Consider the following 15,020-nt stretch of genomic DNA (forward strand, 5'->3'; position numbering starts at 1 on the left):
CGTCCGGTCGGTACCGAATATCGAATACGCGGAGGCGATGACCGATGGGCGAGTTGCGGGTGTGCGTGGCCGGAATCACCGGCTGGACCGGCGAGGCGGTGGCCCAAGGCGTACTCGACGCCCCTGGCCTGCGGCTGAGTTCAGGGGTCGCACGGTCGGCGGCCGGCCGCGAGCACTTCGGCGTTCCGGTGTACGGGACGGTGGAGGAGGCGCTCGACGCCGGGGAGGGCGTGGACGTACTCGTCGACTACACCTCGCACGCGTCGGTGGGCGCTCACGTGCGGGCGGCCGTGGCGCGCGGGGTGAACGTCGTCGTGGGGTCGTCCGGGCTTTCCGCCGAGGAGTACGAGGAGATCTGCGACCTCGCCACCAAGCACGGCGTCGGGGTCGTCGCCTCCGGGAACTTCTCCCTCACCGCGGCCATGGCCCAGGCCGCCGCGAAGCTGGCCGCCCGTCACCTGCCGCACTGGGAGATCATCGACTACGCGTCCGCCCAGAAGCCGGACGCTCCCAGCGGTACGGCCCGGGAGCTGGCCGAGCAGCTGTCGGGGATCCGTCGTCCTGAGTACGCCATCCGCCCCGAGGACACCGCCGGGCATCCCGAGGCGCGGGGGGCGTCCGTCTCCGACGTACAGGTGCACTCGGTGCGGCTTCCGGGGTTCGTACTGGCGGTGGAGACGGTGTTCGGGCTGCCGGACGAGCGCCTGGTCATCCGGCACGACGCGGGGAGTTCGCCGGCGCCGTACGTCGCCGGGACGCTGCTCGCGGTACGGGCCGCCGCAGGGCGGCCCGGGCTGGTGCGCGGGCTCGACACGCTGCTGCTCGACGGCCCGGCGCCGGCCGACGCGGGCTGACCGGGCCGGATCTGCGCCGGATGCAAGTCGACTCTGCTGCGCGCGCTTTCGCGCATGCTGAAGCCGGTCACCGGGACCGTGCTGCTCGACGGGCAGGACATCTCCGCCCTCCCCTCCACGAAGGTCGCCCGGACCCTGGGCCTGCTCCCGCAGTCGTCCATCGCGCCCGAGGGCATCACCGTCGCCGAACTGGTCGCGCGGGGGCGCTACCCGCACCAGGGCCTGCTGCGACAGTGGTCGAAGGACGACGAGCGCGTCGTCGGGGAGTCGATCGCCGCGACAGGGATCGTTCGTTTGGGTGGGGGTCCCCCGGCCGAAGGCTGGGGGAGAGTGCCCCCACCCCTGGACCCCGTTCTCCTCAAACGCCGGACGGGCTGAATGCTGAGCCGTTGAGTCGTTTCACTGTGCGGGCTGGAAGGAGTCCAGGAAGAGGTGCAGGGCCTGCTGGTTCGCCTCGGCGTACCAGACGGACTCGGGGACGCTCCATTTGATGGCGTAGCCGTGCTTGGAGTCGACGACGAAGCCGCGGTTGAGGGTGCGGTAGCGGACGCCGTCGATGGTGGAGGTCCATTCCCAGTCAGCGGCTTTCCAGCCTCGGTAGTCGAGGGACTCGATGGTGCCGACGCGGTGGTAGTCGGTGATGCCGGCGCGCACCGTCTTCTCGAGGCTCTGCCATGCGGCGACGGGGTCGCTGCCGGGGCTGTGCGTCCAGTCGACCAGCACCGAGCGGGGGTCGTTGAAGGCGCCGAAGAGGGAGCCGGAGCCGTGGCCGTTTTCGCCGATGCGGCCGAAGGTGTCGGGGAGGGCGATGGCGAAGCCCTCGGGGTCGTGGCGGAGGGAGAAGTCCTTGGGGACCGCCACCGTTCGCTCGCCGGTGGAGGACGCGGAAGGCGCGGATGACGGCGATCGTCCGGTGGATGACCCGCTCGGGGCGGGCGACGGCAGGGCGGAGGCGGCCGGGGACCGGTCGTCCAGCATGACGACGGTGACCGCCGTGGTGAACGCCACCAGCAGAGCGACTGCCGCCACCGTCAGCCCGGCCGGAGTCCAGGCCACCGTCCTGTCCCGTACGGTCATCCGCCACAGCGGCCGGCGCCACACCGAAACCGCCCGCCGCCGCGACGCGGGCGCGGGGGCGGGCGGTCGGGTCGGCGCGGCCTCCGGCGCCGACCCGGTCTGCTCGACGAAGCCCAGGCCGAAGCCCAGGAAGTCCGTGGCGTCGGCGCCGAACTTCGCCTCGCCGATGATGCGGTTGAGGACCTTGCGCACGACCGGGTCGTCGGTGCGCTCCAGCGGGTCCTTGCGCAGCAGCCCGTTGATGGCCAGGGCCAGCGGGCCGGCGTGTCTCGGTGGGACCACGGGCTCGTTGAGGACGGCGGCGAGCGTGGCGGCCGGGATTTCGAGGTCGCGGTACGGGGGGCGGCCCTCGACCATGGCGTAGAGGACGGCGCCGAGTGACCACAGGTCCGAGGAGGGTCCGGGCCGCTCGCCGCGGGCGCGTTCCGGCGAGGCGTACGAGGGCGCGGCGCTCTGGGCGGCGGTCACGCCGAATCCGTTGAGCACGACCTGCCCGTCGGCGCGGACCAGGACGTAACTGGGCCGGACGTCGCCGTGGGTGATGCCCTCGCGGTGGGCGGCGGTGAGTACGGCGAGCAGTTCCAGGCCGATGCGGGCGGCGCGTACGGCGTCGAGGGTGCCCTCGGCGGCGAGGATCTGGTCCAGGGGGGTGGCCTCGGCGATCTCGGTGACCGTCCAGAGCCGGCCGTCCTCCTCGATGATGTCCAGGACGGTGAGCACCCTGCCGGGGCACACCAGCGCCATCACCTCGGCCTCGCGGAGCATCCGGGTGACCAGCCGACGTCGCGCGGTGCGCTCGGAGTGCCGCTTGTCGTCGCCCAGTTCGGTGACCGTCACCAGGCGTCCGAGCTCGGTGTCCTCGGCCTGCCAAACGGTCTGGTCGCCCCCTTGGCGTACGACTTGGGTCAGCCGATACCGCCCGGCGAGCAACTGCCGTGTGGGGCCCTGCGTATTGGCATCGGCCATGGTCATGGTCATCCCCTGCTGTGTACCCGTACGTACCCGACACATCCGCTGTCGAGCTGTACGGCCCGGGTCGCCGTGTCTACTCAACGGTCCCAACAATTCGAGCCCTTGGACCTCGGCATTCGAAAACTTTTGAGATCCCCATGAACCGGAGCCCACCTTCGCCCGTAGTTAGTGCCAAGTGCCGGGCGAGGATGCCGGTGCGGACGCGAAACGTGAGGAACCTGAAATGGGAAAGTGGCGAAAAGTCCTACTCGCCGGAGTGGCGGCCGCGACCATGCTCCTGGCCACGGCCTGTGGTGCCAGCACCCAGCCGACCACCACCGTCGTGCAGCCGGCCGCCGGCTCTGTGGCGGCGAGCCCCTCCGGGTCGACGGGCACCTCGGCGCTTAAGACCGCGGGCGTGCTGGCGGTGCGCTCCGACGCCAAGCTGGGGGCGCTCGTCACCGACAGCGAGGGCAACACCCTGTACCGCTTCGACAAGGACACCCCCAGTCCTTCGAAGTCCAACTGTGACGGGGACTGCGCGACCGCGTGGCCGCCGGTCTCCGCCGACGACGCCTCGGCGTCCGACAGCCTCAACCCCGACCTGCTGGGATGGGTCGCCCGCTCGGACGGCACGAAGCAGCTCACGCTGAGCGGCTGGCCGCTCTACCGCTACTCCAAGGACACGACGGCCGGTGACACCAACGGCCAGGGCGTGGGCGGCACCTGGTTCGCCGCGGCCCCCGACGGCAAGAAGTCCGGTGTGAAGCGGGCCGCGCTCAACGTGCTCGACAGCCCCGAACTGGGCAAGGTCCTGCAGGACAAGAACGGCAAGACTCTGTACCTCTTCACCAAGGACAAGCCCTGGCCCATGACGACCGCCTGCGACGCGACCTGCCTTCAGAAGTGGACGCCGAGTGGTCTGGTCACCACCGCGGACGTCACGGCGCTGGGCCTCGACCCGAAGGTGATCTTCACCTTCACCACGCCGAACGGCACCAAGCAGGAGGCTTTCAACTGCTGGCCCGCGTACACCTTCAAGGGTGACAAGGAAGCCGGGCAGACGAACGGCCAGGGCGTCGGCGGCGTCTGGTTCGCCTTCAAGAAGGACATCGTGGTCGACCGCGGCAAGACCAAGCCCGCCGCGCAGGCGAAGGCCGACTCGTCCGCCTCGTCATCGTCGTCCTCCTCGTCCTCCTCCAGCAGCTCGAGCAGCAACTCCTCGAGCTACGGCTACTGAGCCGCGAGGCCGCACCAGCCGAACCCGCACCCCCACGCGCCTCCGCCGCCGGTTCCCCCAGGACCGGCGGCGGAGGCGTACCCGTATGCCTGGCCCGTAGCTCCTAGCGTTCCAGAAAGCGGAACAGCCCTTCCCACTGGTCGGCGACCGTCCCGGGCGCGAAGCGCCGTACGCTGTGCCGGGCCCGCTCCCCCATCGCGTCGCGCAGTTCGGCGTCGCCCATCAACCGGTCCAGGACGCGGGCCAGTTCGGAGGCGTTGCCGGGCCTGGCCAGCAGGCCGTCCTCGCCGTCGCGGATGATCTCGCGTACGCCGGGGGCGCAGTCGAAGGCCGCGCAGGGCACGCCGCAGGCCATGGCCTCCAGGATCGCCAGCGGAAAGCCCTCGCCGCGCGAGGACTGCACGAAGACGGAGGCCTGGTGAAGTGCCCGCGTCACGTCGGTGGTCTGCCCGGCCCATTCCACCGAGCCGTCGAGTCCTAGGGAGGTGCACTGCCGCTTGAGCGGTTCCTCGAGTTCCCCGGCGCCGTGGATCCGCAGCCGCCAGCCCGGCTGCCGGGGGGCGACCTCGGCCCAGGCGTCGAGCAGCATGTCGATGCCCTTCTGGTGGCTGAGCCGGCCGACGCTGGCGACCACCTTCTCGGTGCGCGGCGAGGGGGTGTCGGGCTCCGAGGGCAGGGGGTTCGGCAGGAAGCCGGTGTTGTCCAGGCCCTCGCCGGTCCACAGGTCGGCGTCCTCCTGGGTGAGCAGCAGCAGCCGGTCGACGCCCGCGTAGTGGGTGAGCACCCGCTGGAAGCGCGAGGACTGGCGGGAGTAGTCGTACGACTCGTGGCTCATGCCGATCACCATGTGCCCGGCGGTGTCGGCGAGTGCCACCCACTCCATGGCCCACACCTGCGTGACGATGATGACCGCGCCCGGCCGGCCCTCGCGGAAGAGCGCGGACAGCCGCGCCGCCGCCTCGCGCATGACGGCCCGGCGCTCGGCCTCCAGGCGGAGCCCGGCGAGGTCGGCCCGGGCCAGCAGGCGGGGCAGAGGCCGCGGGGAGGGCGGGCGGCGAGCGTAGAGGGTCCGGGTCTCGAACGGGGGGTCGGCGCCGAGGTCCATGGGCACCTCGGGCGGCGCGATGCCGATGATCCGTACCCGGTGGCCGCGCTCGGACAGCAGCCGGGCGATCTGGTTCTGCCAACGGGCCACGCCGCCCAGCTCGTTGACCTCGTTGGCGACGAAGAAGATGTCACGCGCGGTCATTCGTCGTCCCCCGCATCCGCCGTGCCGAAGAATCGGTCCACGATCCGGGCCGCGGCGTCGCCCCGGTCGTACTCGCCGTAGCGGTCGGCGAATTCCTTGAGCCGCGTGGCGTACCGCTGGCGAACTCCCGACAGGTCGGTGAGTGCGGCGAAAAGCTCGTCCTCGGTGCGCGCCACCGGCCCGGGGGTCTCGGCGAGGAGGTCGAAGTAGGTGCCTCTGGCGTCCTGGGAGTACTCCTCCCAGTCGTACGCGAAGAAGACCATCGGCCGTTGCAGCAGCGCATAGTCGAACATCAGGGACGAGTAGTCGGTGACGACGGCGTCGGCGAGCAGCAGGAGCGGGGTGATGTCCGGCTCGCCGGTGACGTCGATGACCCGGCCGGCGACGGAGGGCGGCAGGGCGATCCGGTTGAAGTAGTGCGTACGGACCAGGAGGGTCAGGTCGCCGCCGAATCGGTCGGCGAAGCGGTCGACGTCGAAGGGGAACTCGAACTCCCGCACCCGGCCGCCCGGATGGGCGCGGAAGGTGGGCGCGTACAGGACGACGGGACGGTCGCGGTTGATGCCGAGCCGCTCGGCGATGAGCGTCGCAGCCGCGTCGGGGGCCGCCGTCTCGCGGGCCCGCACCAGGGCGTCGTTGCGGGGGTAGCCGGTGCGCAGCAGCTTCTCGCCGGGGATGCGGTAGGCGCAGGCGAGGGTGCGTACGTCGTGTTCGCCCCGCACGACGAAGTGGTCGAAGCGGTCCAGGGAGCGCTGGTAGGCGGCCTGTTCGGGCTCGGACAGCATGCGGTATCCGGGCTCGTCGAAGCCCATCCGTTTGAGGGCGGAGCCGTGCCAGGTCTGGATGTACGTGGTCTCGGGGCGCTTGTCGAGCTTGAGTGGATAGCCCTGGTTGTCGATCCAGAACTCGGCCTGCGCCAGCGCTCGCAGATACCGCCACGACCAGCGCCGGACCAGCTCGACGTCCTCGGGGAAGCCCTCGGGCCGGTCGCCCGCGTAGGACCAGATGGCGGTGACGGGCAGGCCGCGCCGGCGCATCTCCTCGTGGATGGCGCGCGGGCTGTCGCTGTACTGCCTGCCGAGGTGGCTCTCGAAGACGACGGTGCCCCGGCGGACCGGCAGGAGACGCAGCATCTGCTGGTAGGCCTGGATCTTGCGCCGGCCGGAGTTGAGGTCTCGCCAGCCGGCCCGCGCGGCGCGGTAGGCGCGTTTGCCTGCGTTGGCCGCGGGTCCGTCGAGGTGGCGCTCGACCAGGGCGTGGGTGCGCCGGACGGCGGGGCCGTGCTGGGTGAGGCGGAAGGCGAGGTGGCCCTTGGCGGACACCTCGGGTTCGAGGCGGTCGGCGGTCAGGCGGCTGAGCAGCGGCCGTACGGACAACGGCTCGGCGTCGCCCAGGTCGGTGTTGCCCGCGGTGAGCCGGGTGGCGGTGCGGTGGCCGTCGGCGTCGAGGCGCAGCCGTATGTCCCATACGTCGTCGACGATGCCGAGCGGCCGAAGTCGCCGGGCCAGCGGCACTTCGGCCCGCCAGACCACGGACTCCCCGGCGTGGCGCAGTGTACGCACCGGGAAGCGGAAGGAGCGCAGGGACCGGCGCCGGGCGCGGAATTCGAGCTCGCCGGTGAGGACGGCGCCGGGCGGGATGACGCCGAGCGGGTTGACGATGGCGCCGTCGAGGATGACCCGGCCGTCCCGCACGGCGTAGCCGGTGAGGCGGTTGCGCGGGGCCATGTGGTCCAGGGGCCGGGTGTGGTAGCCGAGGGCGGTGACGTCGAGGACCTCGCGGCCCTGGGGGTCGTCGAGGTGGTCGGCGCACCAGTAGACGCGGCCGTCGCGCTCGGCGAGGGGGGCCGAGATCTTCTGCCGGTTGATGAGGGTGTCGATCGCCGGCATGAGGTTGGCCCAGTCCTCCTTGAGCAGGAGGTAGGCGCAGATGGCGTGGATGGGATCCAGCTCGGCGTACGCGGCCGGCGGGAAGCCGGCGATGTACTCGTCGGCCATCCGGGCGAAGCGGCGGCGGTAGTCGTCGTCGAGGAAGGGCAGCTCGCGCAGGTAGAGGACCAGGTCGTGCTTGAGGAACTTGGTGTCCTTGGCGAGCTTGAGCCCGTCCATGGCGCGGTCGGCGAGGAGCGCGTCGATGCGGCGGTGGATCTCGACCCGGTCGGCGAAGTTGTTGATCTCGTGGCGGCGGTTGCTGATCGACTTGACCTCGGCCTTGTCCAGGACGTTCCAGGTGTAGACGGTGTTCGGGATGAGCGTGATCCGCCGGGCCGCCAGCAGGGCCTGCGCGGAGAAGAGCAGGTCCTCGTAGTGGATGCCCTTGGGGAAGGCCAGGCCGCTGCTCAGGAGGAAGTCGCGCCGGTAGCACTTGTTGGTCGACAGGGTGTCGAAGACCATCAGGTCCGGCAGGTCGGCGATGGACTCGATGGTCCGGGTCGACCGGTACAGCCACGGGTACCAGGGGTCCTTGCGGTCGTGCCGGCTGTCGGCGTGCACCCGTACGCACAGGCCGGACACCAGGTCGGCGTCCGTGCGCTCGGCCGCCTCCAGCATGGCGCGGCAGGCGTTGGGCGGCAGTGTGTCGTCGCTGTCCAGGAACATCACGTAGCGCCCGCGGGCGACGGCGATGCCCTGGTTGCGGGGCTCTCCGCAGCCGCCGCTGTTGTGCGGCAGCCGGATCGCCCGCACCCGGCGGGGGCCGGCGGCGGCAAGGGAGGTGGCGACCTCGTAGGAGCCGTCGGTCGAGCAGTCGTCGGCGATGACCACCTCGACATTGCGCAGGGTCTGCGCCAGCAAGGACCGCACAGCGGTGGGAAGCCGCTCCGCGTCGTTGTAGACGATGACGACGACACTGATGTCCGGGGCGAGATCCATGTCCGGTGACACCTTTCTCTGCCCTTCGAATCTCTTGCCTCGGGCGACGGAACGCAAGTCAGGGAACGGTTCGGGGCGCGGGCCGCCCCGCTGCGGGGCACCATGGGCACATGGCCAGGCGGGTCCCCGTACGGCTGGTGGCGGGCCTCCTGCTCGTCGCCGTCTTCTGGCCGCTCTACTGGACGCTGGAGAGCGCCTGGTCGGAGGACGTGTTCTTCCCGCTGTGGGTGGGCTACATCCTCATCGCGGACGGACTGGTGCTGATGCGCACCGGCACCTCGCCGATGAGTGCCCGGCCGCTGCTCCTTCTGGCCCTGTTCCCGGTGTCCTCGGCCTACTGGGCGCTGTACGAGCTGGCCAACCACGTCATCGGCAACTGGCACTACGTGGCTCCGGCCCGGCACGGGCGGCTCTACTGGGACGTCGTCCAGGCGGTCACGTACAGCACGGTCATTCCGGTGCTCTGGGAGACCGCCGAGCTGTTCCTCTCCCTGCCACGGCTGCGCGGCCTGCGGGGACGGCGGCTCGAGGTGCCCGGCGCCGGGCTGCTCCCGCTCGCCGGGGTCGCGGCTGTGGTCCTGGCGCTGGTCCTCCCCCGGCAGGCCTTTCCGCTGCTGTGGTTCGCGCCCTTCCTGCTTCTCGACCCCCTCAACCGCCGCGCCGGGCGGCCCAGCCTGCTGGGCCGGGCGGCGGAGGGCCGCTGGGGCACGATCGCTGCGGTGGCTCTGGCGGGGCCGACGGCCGGGTTCTTCTGGGAGCTGTGGAACGGTGGGGCCGCGGGCTACCACTGGGTGTACACGATTCCGTGGTTCGACGGGGCGCCCCATCTGTTCCGGATGCCGCTGGCCGGCTACCTGGGATATCCGCCGTTCGCCGCGTCGACGTACGCGCTGTGCGCGAGCCTGTTCGGGGAATCAATCGCCGCCAGGCCTGGTTTGAACAGCCGGGACACGCCTCCATCGAAGGGTGCTGAGATGTTCGCGTTGACTTTCTCCGAATACGGCGACCCGTCGGTTCTCCAGGTCACCGAGGTGCCGGAACCGCATGCAGGCCCCGGGCAGGTGCGGATCGCGGTCCGCACGGCCGGGGTGAATCCCGTCGACTGGAAGATCCGGGCCGGTCACATGAAGGACGTCTTCCCGATCGAACTGCCCGCCATTCCGGGCATGGACGTCGCCGGCGTCGTCGACGAAGTCGGTGAAGGCGTCGAGGGGGTGAGCGTCGGGGACGAGGTCTTCGGCTCCGGGAACGGCGTCTCCGCGCAGTACGCGGTCCTCGACCACTTCACGGCGAAGCCCGCCTCCATGAGGTGGGCGGAGGCGGCGGCCCTCCCTGTGCCCGCCGAGACCTCCCTGCGTGCCCTGGACCTCGTCGGGCCGCCCACCGCCGGGCAGACCCTGCTGATCGACGGCGGGGCGGGCGGGGTGGGCACCGTCGCCGCCCAGTTCGCCATCGCGGACGGCGTCCACGTCATCGGCACGGCGAGCGAGTCCAACCACGACCTGCTGCGCTCCCTCGGCGTCGTGCCGACCACCTACGGCCCCGGGCTCAAGGAGAGGGTGGCCGCACTGGCCCCGCGCGGGGTCGACTTCGCCTTCGACACGGCGGGCAAGGGCTCGGTCAAGGAGCTGATCGAGATCGTGGGTGACCCCGGCAAGGTGATCACCATTGCCGACTTCTCCGCCGGCCAGTACGGCGTCCTGGTGACCGGCGCCGGGACCCACCCGCAGCGCTTCGACGCTCTGCCCAAGGCCGCCAAGCTCTACGAGGAGGGCAAGCTCGTCATCCCCATCGACTCCGAGTTCCCCCTGGCCGAGGCCCCCAAGGCCCACGAGCGAAGCGAGGGCGGGCACCTCAGCGGCAAGATCGTACTGACGGTCTCTCAGTCCTGACGTCAACGGGGCCGGGCCGCATACGTGTTCGTACGCGGCCCGGCCCTTACGTCCCCTCGGTGTCGGCCGCTGCCCCATCGCTCGCCGCTCGCATCGCCGATCGGGTGGGCGCGCCCAGTGCCCAGAAGATCACACCCATCAGGATGAACGCGGCCAGCGGCACCGCCTCCGTCAGCAGGTACGACACCCGCTCGCCGTGCGTCCAGCCGTCGGGGAGGTAGGCCTTGCTGAACCAGCCGCTGCCGACGCCCGGCATGAGCAACTGCAGCGAGGCGTACGCGATCAGGGCGGTGAGCACGGTCGCGATCGCCCATGGCATGGGCGCCTTCTACGGGCGGGGGACGTTCGGGTACTTGCGCCGCAGCACCGGCAGGGCCGGGAAGATGCCGAGGTAGCTGACGAGGGTGGTGGACACGGCGAGGCCGAGCACCGCCCCGAAGAGCTTGGTCGTGCTGCCGTGGGTCAGCTCGTGGGCCAGGACCAGGAGGCCGGTGGAGACCAGGCCGCCGAGGATGTTGACCCGTACCGGGGTGCCGAAGCGGCTGGGGATGACGCCGAGGCCGCGCGGTGCGGCGCCGTCGTAGCCGGAGACGGCCAGCGCTCGGTCGGAGCCCATGATCCAGGTGACGCCGGAGGAGAGCACGGTGAGGATGAGCATGATCGCGGCCAGCCCGCCCAGTACGCTGCCGGCCCCGGTCAGCTGGCCGTGCCGTCGGCGGCGACCGAGCCGCCGTACACGGTGAAGACCTGGCGGATGGCGTCGAGGAAGCCGCCCAGGCTCCCGTACACCACAACGTGAGCGTGAAGAAGCCGAGGGGGATCAGGCGGCTCCAGGCGCCAAGCGTGGGAATCCACTTGCCGACATCGAAGGAGAGAATCGCGGCGAGCACCCCGATCCAGATGAACACCAGGGTGAAAGCGTAGAAGGCGGTGGTGCTCAGATCCTTGCCGCCGTTGAAGAAAGTCGTGAAGGCGGTGACGGCCGCGACGGAGAGCGTGCCGCCGAGCCAGAACGGATTCGTCACCCAGTAAAGGAAATTGTTGACCGATCCGACGAGCCGGCAAATGCCCGGCTGGTCCAGATGTACGGTCCGCCCTCCTCGGGGAAGGCCGCTCCGAGTTCCGCGGTCAGCAGCGCGGACGGTATGAAGAAGACGACGGCCAGCACGATGAGCCAGGTGAAGGCCTCCGCGCCGGACGAGGCCACGGTACCGATGGTGTCGACACCGACAATCGTGCACAGCAGGAAGAACAGGATGTCGAAGCGCCTGAAATGCTTGCGCAGCTTCTGCCGTTCGGCGGCCGCGCTGGGCGGGAGCCCGATTTCTGCTTCGTTTTTGTTAAGCCCAGTGGCCAACGTGATCCCCTGCGGTGAACCCGGTGCGAGTGCCGCTTATGGTCACCTGTCGCTCTGCGGCCCCACAAGAGTCGTATCCGATTCTTGACCCATACGCCCGCCTTCGAAGCTCACGGGCAACCCAGCCGAAATCTGTGGAAGCAGGATAGGCTCGGCCGGCGTGCCTACCTTGCTGATCGTGCATCACACTCCGTCGCCCAATCTGCAGGCGATGTTCGAGGCCGTCGTCTCCGGTGCCACCACCGACGAGATCGAGGGCGTCGAGGTCGTCCGCCGTCCCGCTCTGGCCGCGACCGCGTCCGATGTCCTGGCGGCCGACGGCTATCTGCTCGGCACCCCGGCGAACCTCGGCTACATGTCCGGCGCGCTCAAGCACTTCTTCGACCAGATCTACTATCCGTGCCTGGACGCCACCCGCGGCAGGCCCTTCGGCTACTACGTGCACGGCGGCAACGACGTCACCGGGACGGTACGCGGCATCGAGTCGATCACCACGGGCCTGGGCTGGCAGAAGGCGGCGGTCGCCGTCACTGTCACCGGTGAGCCGGGCAAGGGCGACGTCGAAGCGTGCTGGGAGCTGGGGGCCACCCTCGCCGCCGGGCTGTCGCAGTAGCGCCCCGCTCCTGGACATCGGTCTTTCACCCCGTCCCCCGGTCCTGCACCATGGGGCGGGCGAACGCAGCGCCGGCCGTACAGCCGCACCGGGGAGGCAGCTTCATGGGTGAAGACGCGCACGGCAGACTCGCGGCACTGCAGCAGGACCCCTATCCGGCGTACGCGCGTGCCCGGAAGGAGCCGGGACTCGTCTTCTCGCCTGAGTTGGGCGGGTGGCTGGTGGCCCGTCAGGCGGACGTACGCGAAGTGCTGTGCAGGCCGGATGACTTCTCCTCGGCCAATGCCCTGCGCCCGGACGTCATGCCGGCGCCCGAGGCTCTGGCCGAGCTGGGCAGGGGCCCGGGTGGCGGTCCCGTGGTGGTGACCTCGGACGGCGCGGCGCACCTGCGGTTACGCGCCCCGCTGACCCGGGGGTTGTCGGCGTCGCGGGTGGCGGCGGCGGTGCCGTACATCGCCGAGCGCGCCACGGCTCTGGTCGACGCCTTCGCCGGTGACGGGCGGGCGGAGCTGATGCGGCAGTACGCCAAGCGGCTGCCGGGCGAGGTGATCGGCCATCTGCTCGGGCTGGACCCGGCCGACGTTCCGGCGGCGGTCCAGGGCAGCTATCGCGCCGAGGAACTGATCTTCCGGCCGCTGCCGGTGCAGGAGCAGATCCACGCCGCCCGCGATGTCGTCGCCCTGCAGCTACTGCTCCTGGACTACGCGCAAGAGCGTCGCCAGGATCCCGGCGACGACCTGTGCTCGGAGGTCGTACGGTCGATCGCCCCCGGCACCGCCGCGCTGACCGACGAGCAGCGTGGCGAGGTGGTGTCCAATCTCCAGAACCTGCTGATCGCCGGGCACCTGACGACCACCGCCCTGATCGGCACGACCCTGCTGCATCTGTTGCGGCACCGGGCCCAGTGGGAGCTGCTGTGCGCCGATCCCTCGCTGATCCCGGCCGCGATCGAGGAGGCGGCCCGCTACGACTCCGCCGTGCAGGGCTTCCGCCGGGTCACCACCCGCCCTCTCACCCTCGCCGGTGTCGAACTCGCCGCCGGGGAGTCGGTGTTCGTGGCGTACGGCTCCGCCAACCGGGACGAGGCGGCCTTCGACCGGCCCGAGGCCTTTGACATCAGCCGACTGACTATCCGTCATCTCGCCTTCGGGCAAGGCGTGCACGGCTGCCCCGGGTCCCAACTGGCCCGGGAGCAGCTGCGTATCACCCTGGAGACCCTGACCCGGCGGCTGCCGGGGCTGCGGTTCGCGGCGTCCGGTGAAGAACCGGTCGAGATGCTGCCGACGATGATCCACCGGTCGCCGCGGGCGCTGCCCGTGGTCTGGGAGACGATCGGGTAGGCGGGCCGGTTCTCCCGGCCCGCCCCCCCACACCACCGGACATGCGGGCCACTTCTGACGGATGTTCGCTGTCCGGCCCCTGGATCGGCGCCCGCCCTGGTATACGGCGGGCGCCGCCGGGATCAGTCCCTCAGCCGGTCGATCTGGCGGATCTTGTTGGTCGCGTCCAGGGCCGCGACCTTGTACGACTCCGCGAGGGTCGGGTAGTTGAACACCGCGTCCACCAGGTAGTCGACGGTGCCGCCGCAGCCCATCACGGCATGCCCGATGTGGATCAGTTCGGTGGCGCCCGTGCCGAAGCAGTGCACGCCGAGCAGCCGCCGGTCCTCCGGGGAGACCAGCAGCTTGAGCATGCCGTGCGAGTCGCCGATGATCTGGCCGCGGGCCAGTTCGCGGTAGCGGGATATGCCGACCTCGAAGGGCACGCACTCGTCGGTGAGTTGGTCCTCGGTCCGGCCGATGAAGCTGATCTCCGGGATGGTGTAGATGCCGATCGGCTGCAGGTCGTGCACCCGGTTCACCGGCTCGCCGTAGGCGTGGTACGCCGCCGTGCGCCCCTGCTCCATCGAGGTCGCGGCCAGCGCTGGGAAGCCGATGACATCGCCCACCGCGTAGATGTGCGGCACGGCGGTGCGGTAGTGCTCGTCCACCGATATCCGGCCGCGCTTGTCGGCGGACAGGCCGGCCTTGTCCAGGTCGAGTTCGTCGGTGAGACCCTGCCGGCCGGCCGAGTACATCACGGCGTCGGCGGGGATCTTCTTGCCGCTCTCCAGGACGGTGAGGGTGCCCCGGGGATGCCGTTCGACGGCGGCGACAGTCTCGCCGAAGCGGAAGGTGACGGCCAGGTCCCGGAGGTGGTATTTGAGCGCCTCGATCACCTCGACGTCGCAGAAGTCGAGCATTCCGGCGCGCTGCTCGACCACGGTGATCTTGCTGCCCAGGGCGGCGAACATGGAGGCGTACTCCATGCCGATCACCCCGGCCCCGACGATGACCATGGAGCGCGGCACCCGCTCCAGGTTGAGGACGTTGTCGGAGTCCATGATCGTCCGCTCGTCGAACTCGACGGTCGCCGGGCGGGCGGGCCGGGTGCCGGTGGCGATCACGATGTGGTCGGCGCTCAACAGCCGGTCCTGGCCGGTCACATCGCGCAGGGCGACGGTGTGGTCGTCCACGAAGCGGCCGGTGCCGGCGAAGAGCGAGACATGGTTGCGGGACAACTGACTGCGGATGACATCGACCTCGCGGCTGACCACGTGCTGGGTGCGGGCGGTCAGGTCGGCGACGGTGATGTCCTCCTTCAGGCGATAGCTCTGGCCGTACAGATCGCGCTGGGTGAGGCCGGTGAGGTAGAGCACCGCCTCGCGCAGGGTCTTCGAAGGGATGGTGCCGGTGTGGATGGAAACCCCACCGACCATGTCGGGACGGTCAACGACGGCGACCCGGCGGCCGAGCTTGGCCGCGGCGATGGCGGCCTTCTGGCCGCCCGGACCGGATCCGATGACGAGCATGTCGAAGTCGGGCACCCTCAGGATTCTGACAGCTCAATCCCTCGAAAGGGTGAATCCGGTATGGTT

The 15,020-nt window shown here is 70.5% G+C and carries 12 protein-coding genes and 1 pseudogene; 6 read left to right on the forward strand and 7 right to left on the reverse strand.

From position 1 onward, the window contains the following. The first annotated feature begins 44 nt into the window (after positions 1 to 44). Both dapB and EFK10_RS22495 read left to right on the forward strand, forming a co-directional pair. Complete coding sequence (gene dapB, locus EFK10_RS22490) at positions 45 to 854, forward strand: 4-hydroxy-tetrahydrodipicolinate reductase (RefSeq protein ID WP_127357456.1); 810 nt, start codon at positions 45 to 47, stop codon at positions 852 to 854. A gap of 24 nt (positions 855 to 878) precedes the next feature. After that, positions 879 to 1,151, forward strand: a pseudogene (locus EFK10_RS22495) (ATP-binding cassette domain-containing protein); the annotation flags it as partial. A gap of 102 nt (positions 1,152 to 1,253) precedes the next feature. On the opposite strand, the gene EFK10_RS22500 reads toward EFK10_RS22495, so the two are convergent. Beyond that, positions 1,254 to 2,909 carry a serine/threonine-protein kinase gene (locus EFK10_RS22500; protein WP_164836118.1) on the reverse strand — a complete coding sequence of 552 codons (1,656 nt, stop codon included), beginning with the start codon at positions 2,907 to 2,909 and terminating at the stop codon, positions 1,254 to 1,256. A 217-nt stretch (positions 2,910 to 3,126) separates the two neighbouring features. Here EFK10_RS22500 and EFK10_RS22505 point away from each other — a divergent pair, with 217 nt between their 5' ends. Next, on the forward strand, positions 3,127 to 4,122 hold the full coding sequence (locus tag EFK10_RS22505; RefSeq protein WP_127357458.1) for an SCO0930 family lipoprotein: 996 nt from the start codon (positions 3,127 to 3,129) through the stop codon (positions 4,120 to 4,122). Between the two features lie 103 nt (positions 4,123 to 4,225). Here the strand turns inward: EFK10_RS22505 and EFK10_RS22510 are convergent, their stop codons facing one another. Then, complete coding sequence (locus tag EFK10_RS22510) at positions 4,226 to 5,371, reverse strand: glycosyltransferase (RefSeq protein ID WP_127357459.1); 1,146 nt, start codon at positions 5,369 to 5,371, stop codon at positions 4,226 to 4,228. Beyond that, positions 5,368 to 8,241, reverse strand: coding sequence for a bifunctional glycosyltransferase/CDP-glycerol:glycerophosphate glycerophosphotransferase (locus EFK10_RS22515; protein ID WP_127357460.1), 2,874 nt, complete (start codon positions 8,239 to 8,241; stop codon positions 5,368 to 5,370). The genes EFK10_RS22510 and EFK10_RS22515 overlap by 4 nt, the downstream gene beginning before the upstream one ends. Before the next feature lie 974 nt (positions 8,242 to 9,215). Between EFK10_RS22515 and EFK10_RS53390 the strand changes: the two genes are divergently transcribed. Beyond that, positions 9,216 to 10,133 (forward strand): NADP-dependent oxidoreductase, encoded by a 918-nt coding sequence (locus EFK10_RS53390; protein WP_127357488.1) that lies wholly within the window; start codon positions 9,216 to 9,218, stop codon positions 10,131 to 10,133. Between the two features lie 46 nt (positions 10,134 to 10,179). Here the strand turns inward: EFK10_RS53390 and EFK10_RS50720 are convergent, their stop codons facing one another. The 3 genes from EFK10_RS50720 to EFK10_RS50730 all read right to left on the reverse strand — a co-directional run bounded on the left by EFK10_RS50720 (position 10,180) and on the right by EFK10_RS50730 (position 11,490). Then, entirely contained in the window at positions 10,180 to 10,452 is a 273-nt protein-coding gene (locus tag EFK10_RS50720) for a hypothetical protein (RefSeq protein ID WP_240677390.1), read from the reverse strand. Positions 10,453 to 10,461: 9 nt separating this feature from the next. Then, entirely contained in the window at positions 10,462 to 10,833 is a 372-nt protein-coding gene (locus EFK10_RS50725; protein ID WP_265737546.1) for an amino acid permease, read from the reverse strand. Positions 10,834 to 11,154: 321 nt separating this feature from the next. Continuing rightward, positions 11,155 to 11,490 (reverse strand): amino acid permease, encoded by a 336-nt coding sequence (locus EFK10_RS50730; RefSeq protein ID WP_240677392.1) that lies wholly within the window; start codon positions 11,488 to 11,490, stop codon positions 11,155 to 11,157. Between the two features lie 160 nt (positions 11,491 to 11,650). Between EFK10_RS50730 and EFK10_RS22530 the strand changes: the two genes are divergently transcribed. Both EFK10_RS22530 and EFK10_RS22535 read left to right on the forward strand, forming a co-directional pair. Then, positions 11,651 to 12,103, forward strand: a complete 453-nt coding sequence (locus EFK10_RS22530) for a flavodoxin family protein (protein ID WP_127357461.1) — start codon at positions 11,651 to 11,653, stop codon at positions 12,101 to 12,103. 104 nt (positions 12,104 to 12,207) lie between these two features. After that, positions 12,208 to 13,443, forward strand: coding sequence for a cytochrome P450 (locus EFK10_RS22535; protein WP_127357462.1), 1,236 nt, complete (start codon positions 12,208 to 12,210; stop codon positions 13,441 to 13,443). 122 nt (positions 13,444 to 13,565) lie between these two features. On the opposite strand, the gene sthA is transcribed toward EFK10_RS22535, so the two are convergent. Then, positions 13,566 to 14,969, reverse strand: coding sequence for a Si-specific NAD(P)(+) transhydrogenase (gene sthA, locus EFK10_RS22540; protein WP_127357463.1), 1,404 nt, complete (start codon positions 14,967 to 14,969; stop codon positions 13,566 to 13,568). Between the last annotated feature and the right edge of the window lie 51 nt (positions 14,970 to 15,020).

Origin of the sequence: Streptomyces soli (assembly GCF_003999195.1) — a bacterium.
Taxonomy (GTDB): domain Bacteria; phylum Actinomycetota; class Actinomycetes; order Streptomycetales; family Streptomycetaceae; genus Actinacidiphila; species Actinacidiphila soli.

Bases quoted from the DNA above. Each gene is read 5' to 3' on its own strand.
- dapB (WP_127357456.1), top strand. From the start codon at position 45: ATGGGCGAGTTGCGGGTGTGCGTGGCCGGAATCACCGGCTGGACCGGC.
- EFK10_RS22500 (WP_164836118.1), bottom strand. From the start codon at position 2,909: ATGACCATGACCATGGCCGATGCCAATACGCAGGGCCCCACACGGCAG.
- EFK10_RS22505 (WP_127357458.1), top strand. From the start codon at position 3,127: ATGGGAAAGTGGCGAAAAGTCCTACTCGCCGGAGTGGCGGCCGCGACC.
- EFK10_RS22510 (WP_127357459.1), bottom strand. From the start codon at position 5,371: ATGACCGCGCGTGACATCTTCTTCGTCGCCAACGAGGTCAACGAGCTG.
- EFK10_RS22515 (WP_127357460.1), bottom strand. From the start codon at position 8,241: ATGGATCTCGCCCCGGACATCAGTGTCGTCGTCATCGTCTACAACGAC.
- EFK10_RS53390 (WP_127357488.1), top strand. From the start codon at position 9,216: ATGTTCGCGTTGACTTTCTCCGAATACGGCGACCCGTCGGTTCTCCAG.
- EFK10_RS50720 (WP_240677390.1), bottom strand. From the start codon at position 10,452: ATGCCATGGGCGATCGCGACCGTGCTCACCGCCCTGATCGCGTACGCC.
- EFK10_RS22535 (WP_127357462.1), top strand. From the start codon at position 12,208: ATGGGTGAAGACGCGCACGGCAGACTCGCGGCACTGCAGCAGGACCCC.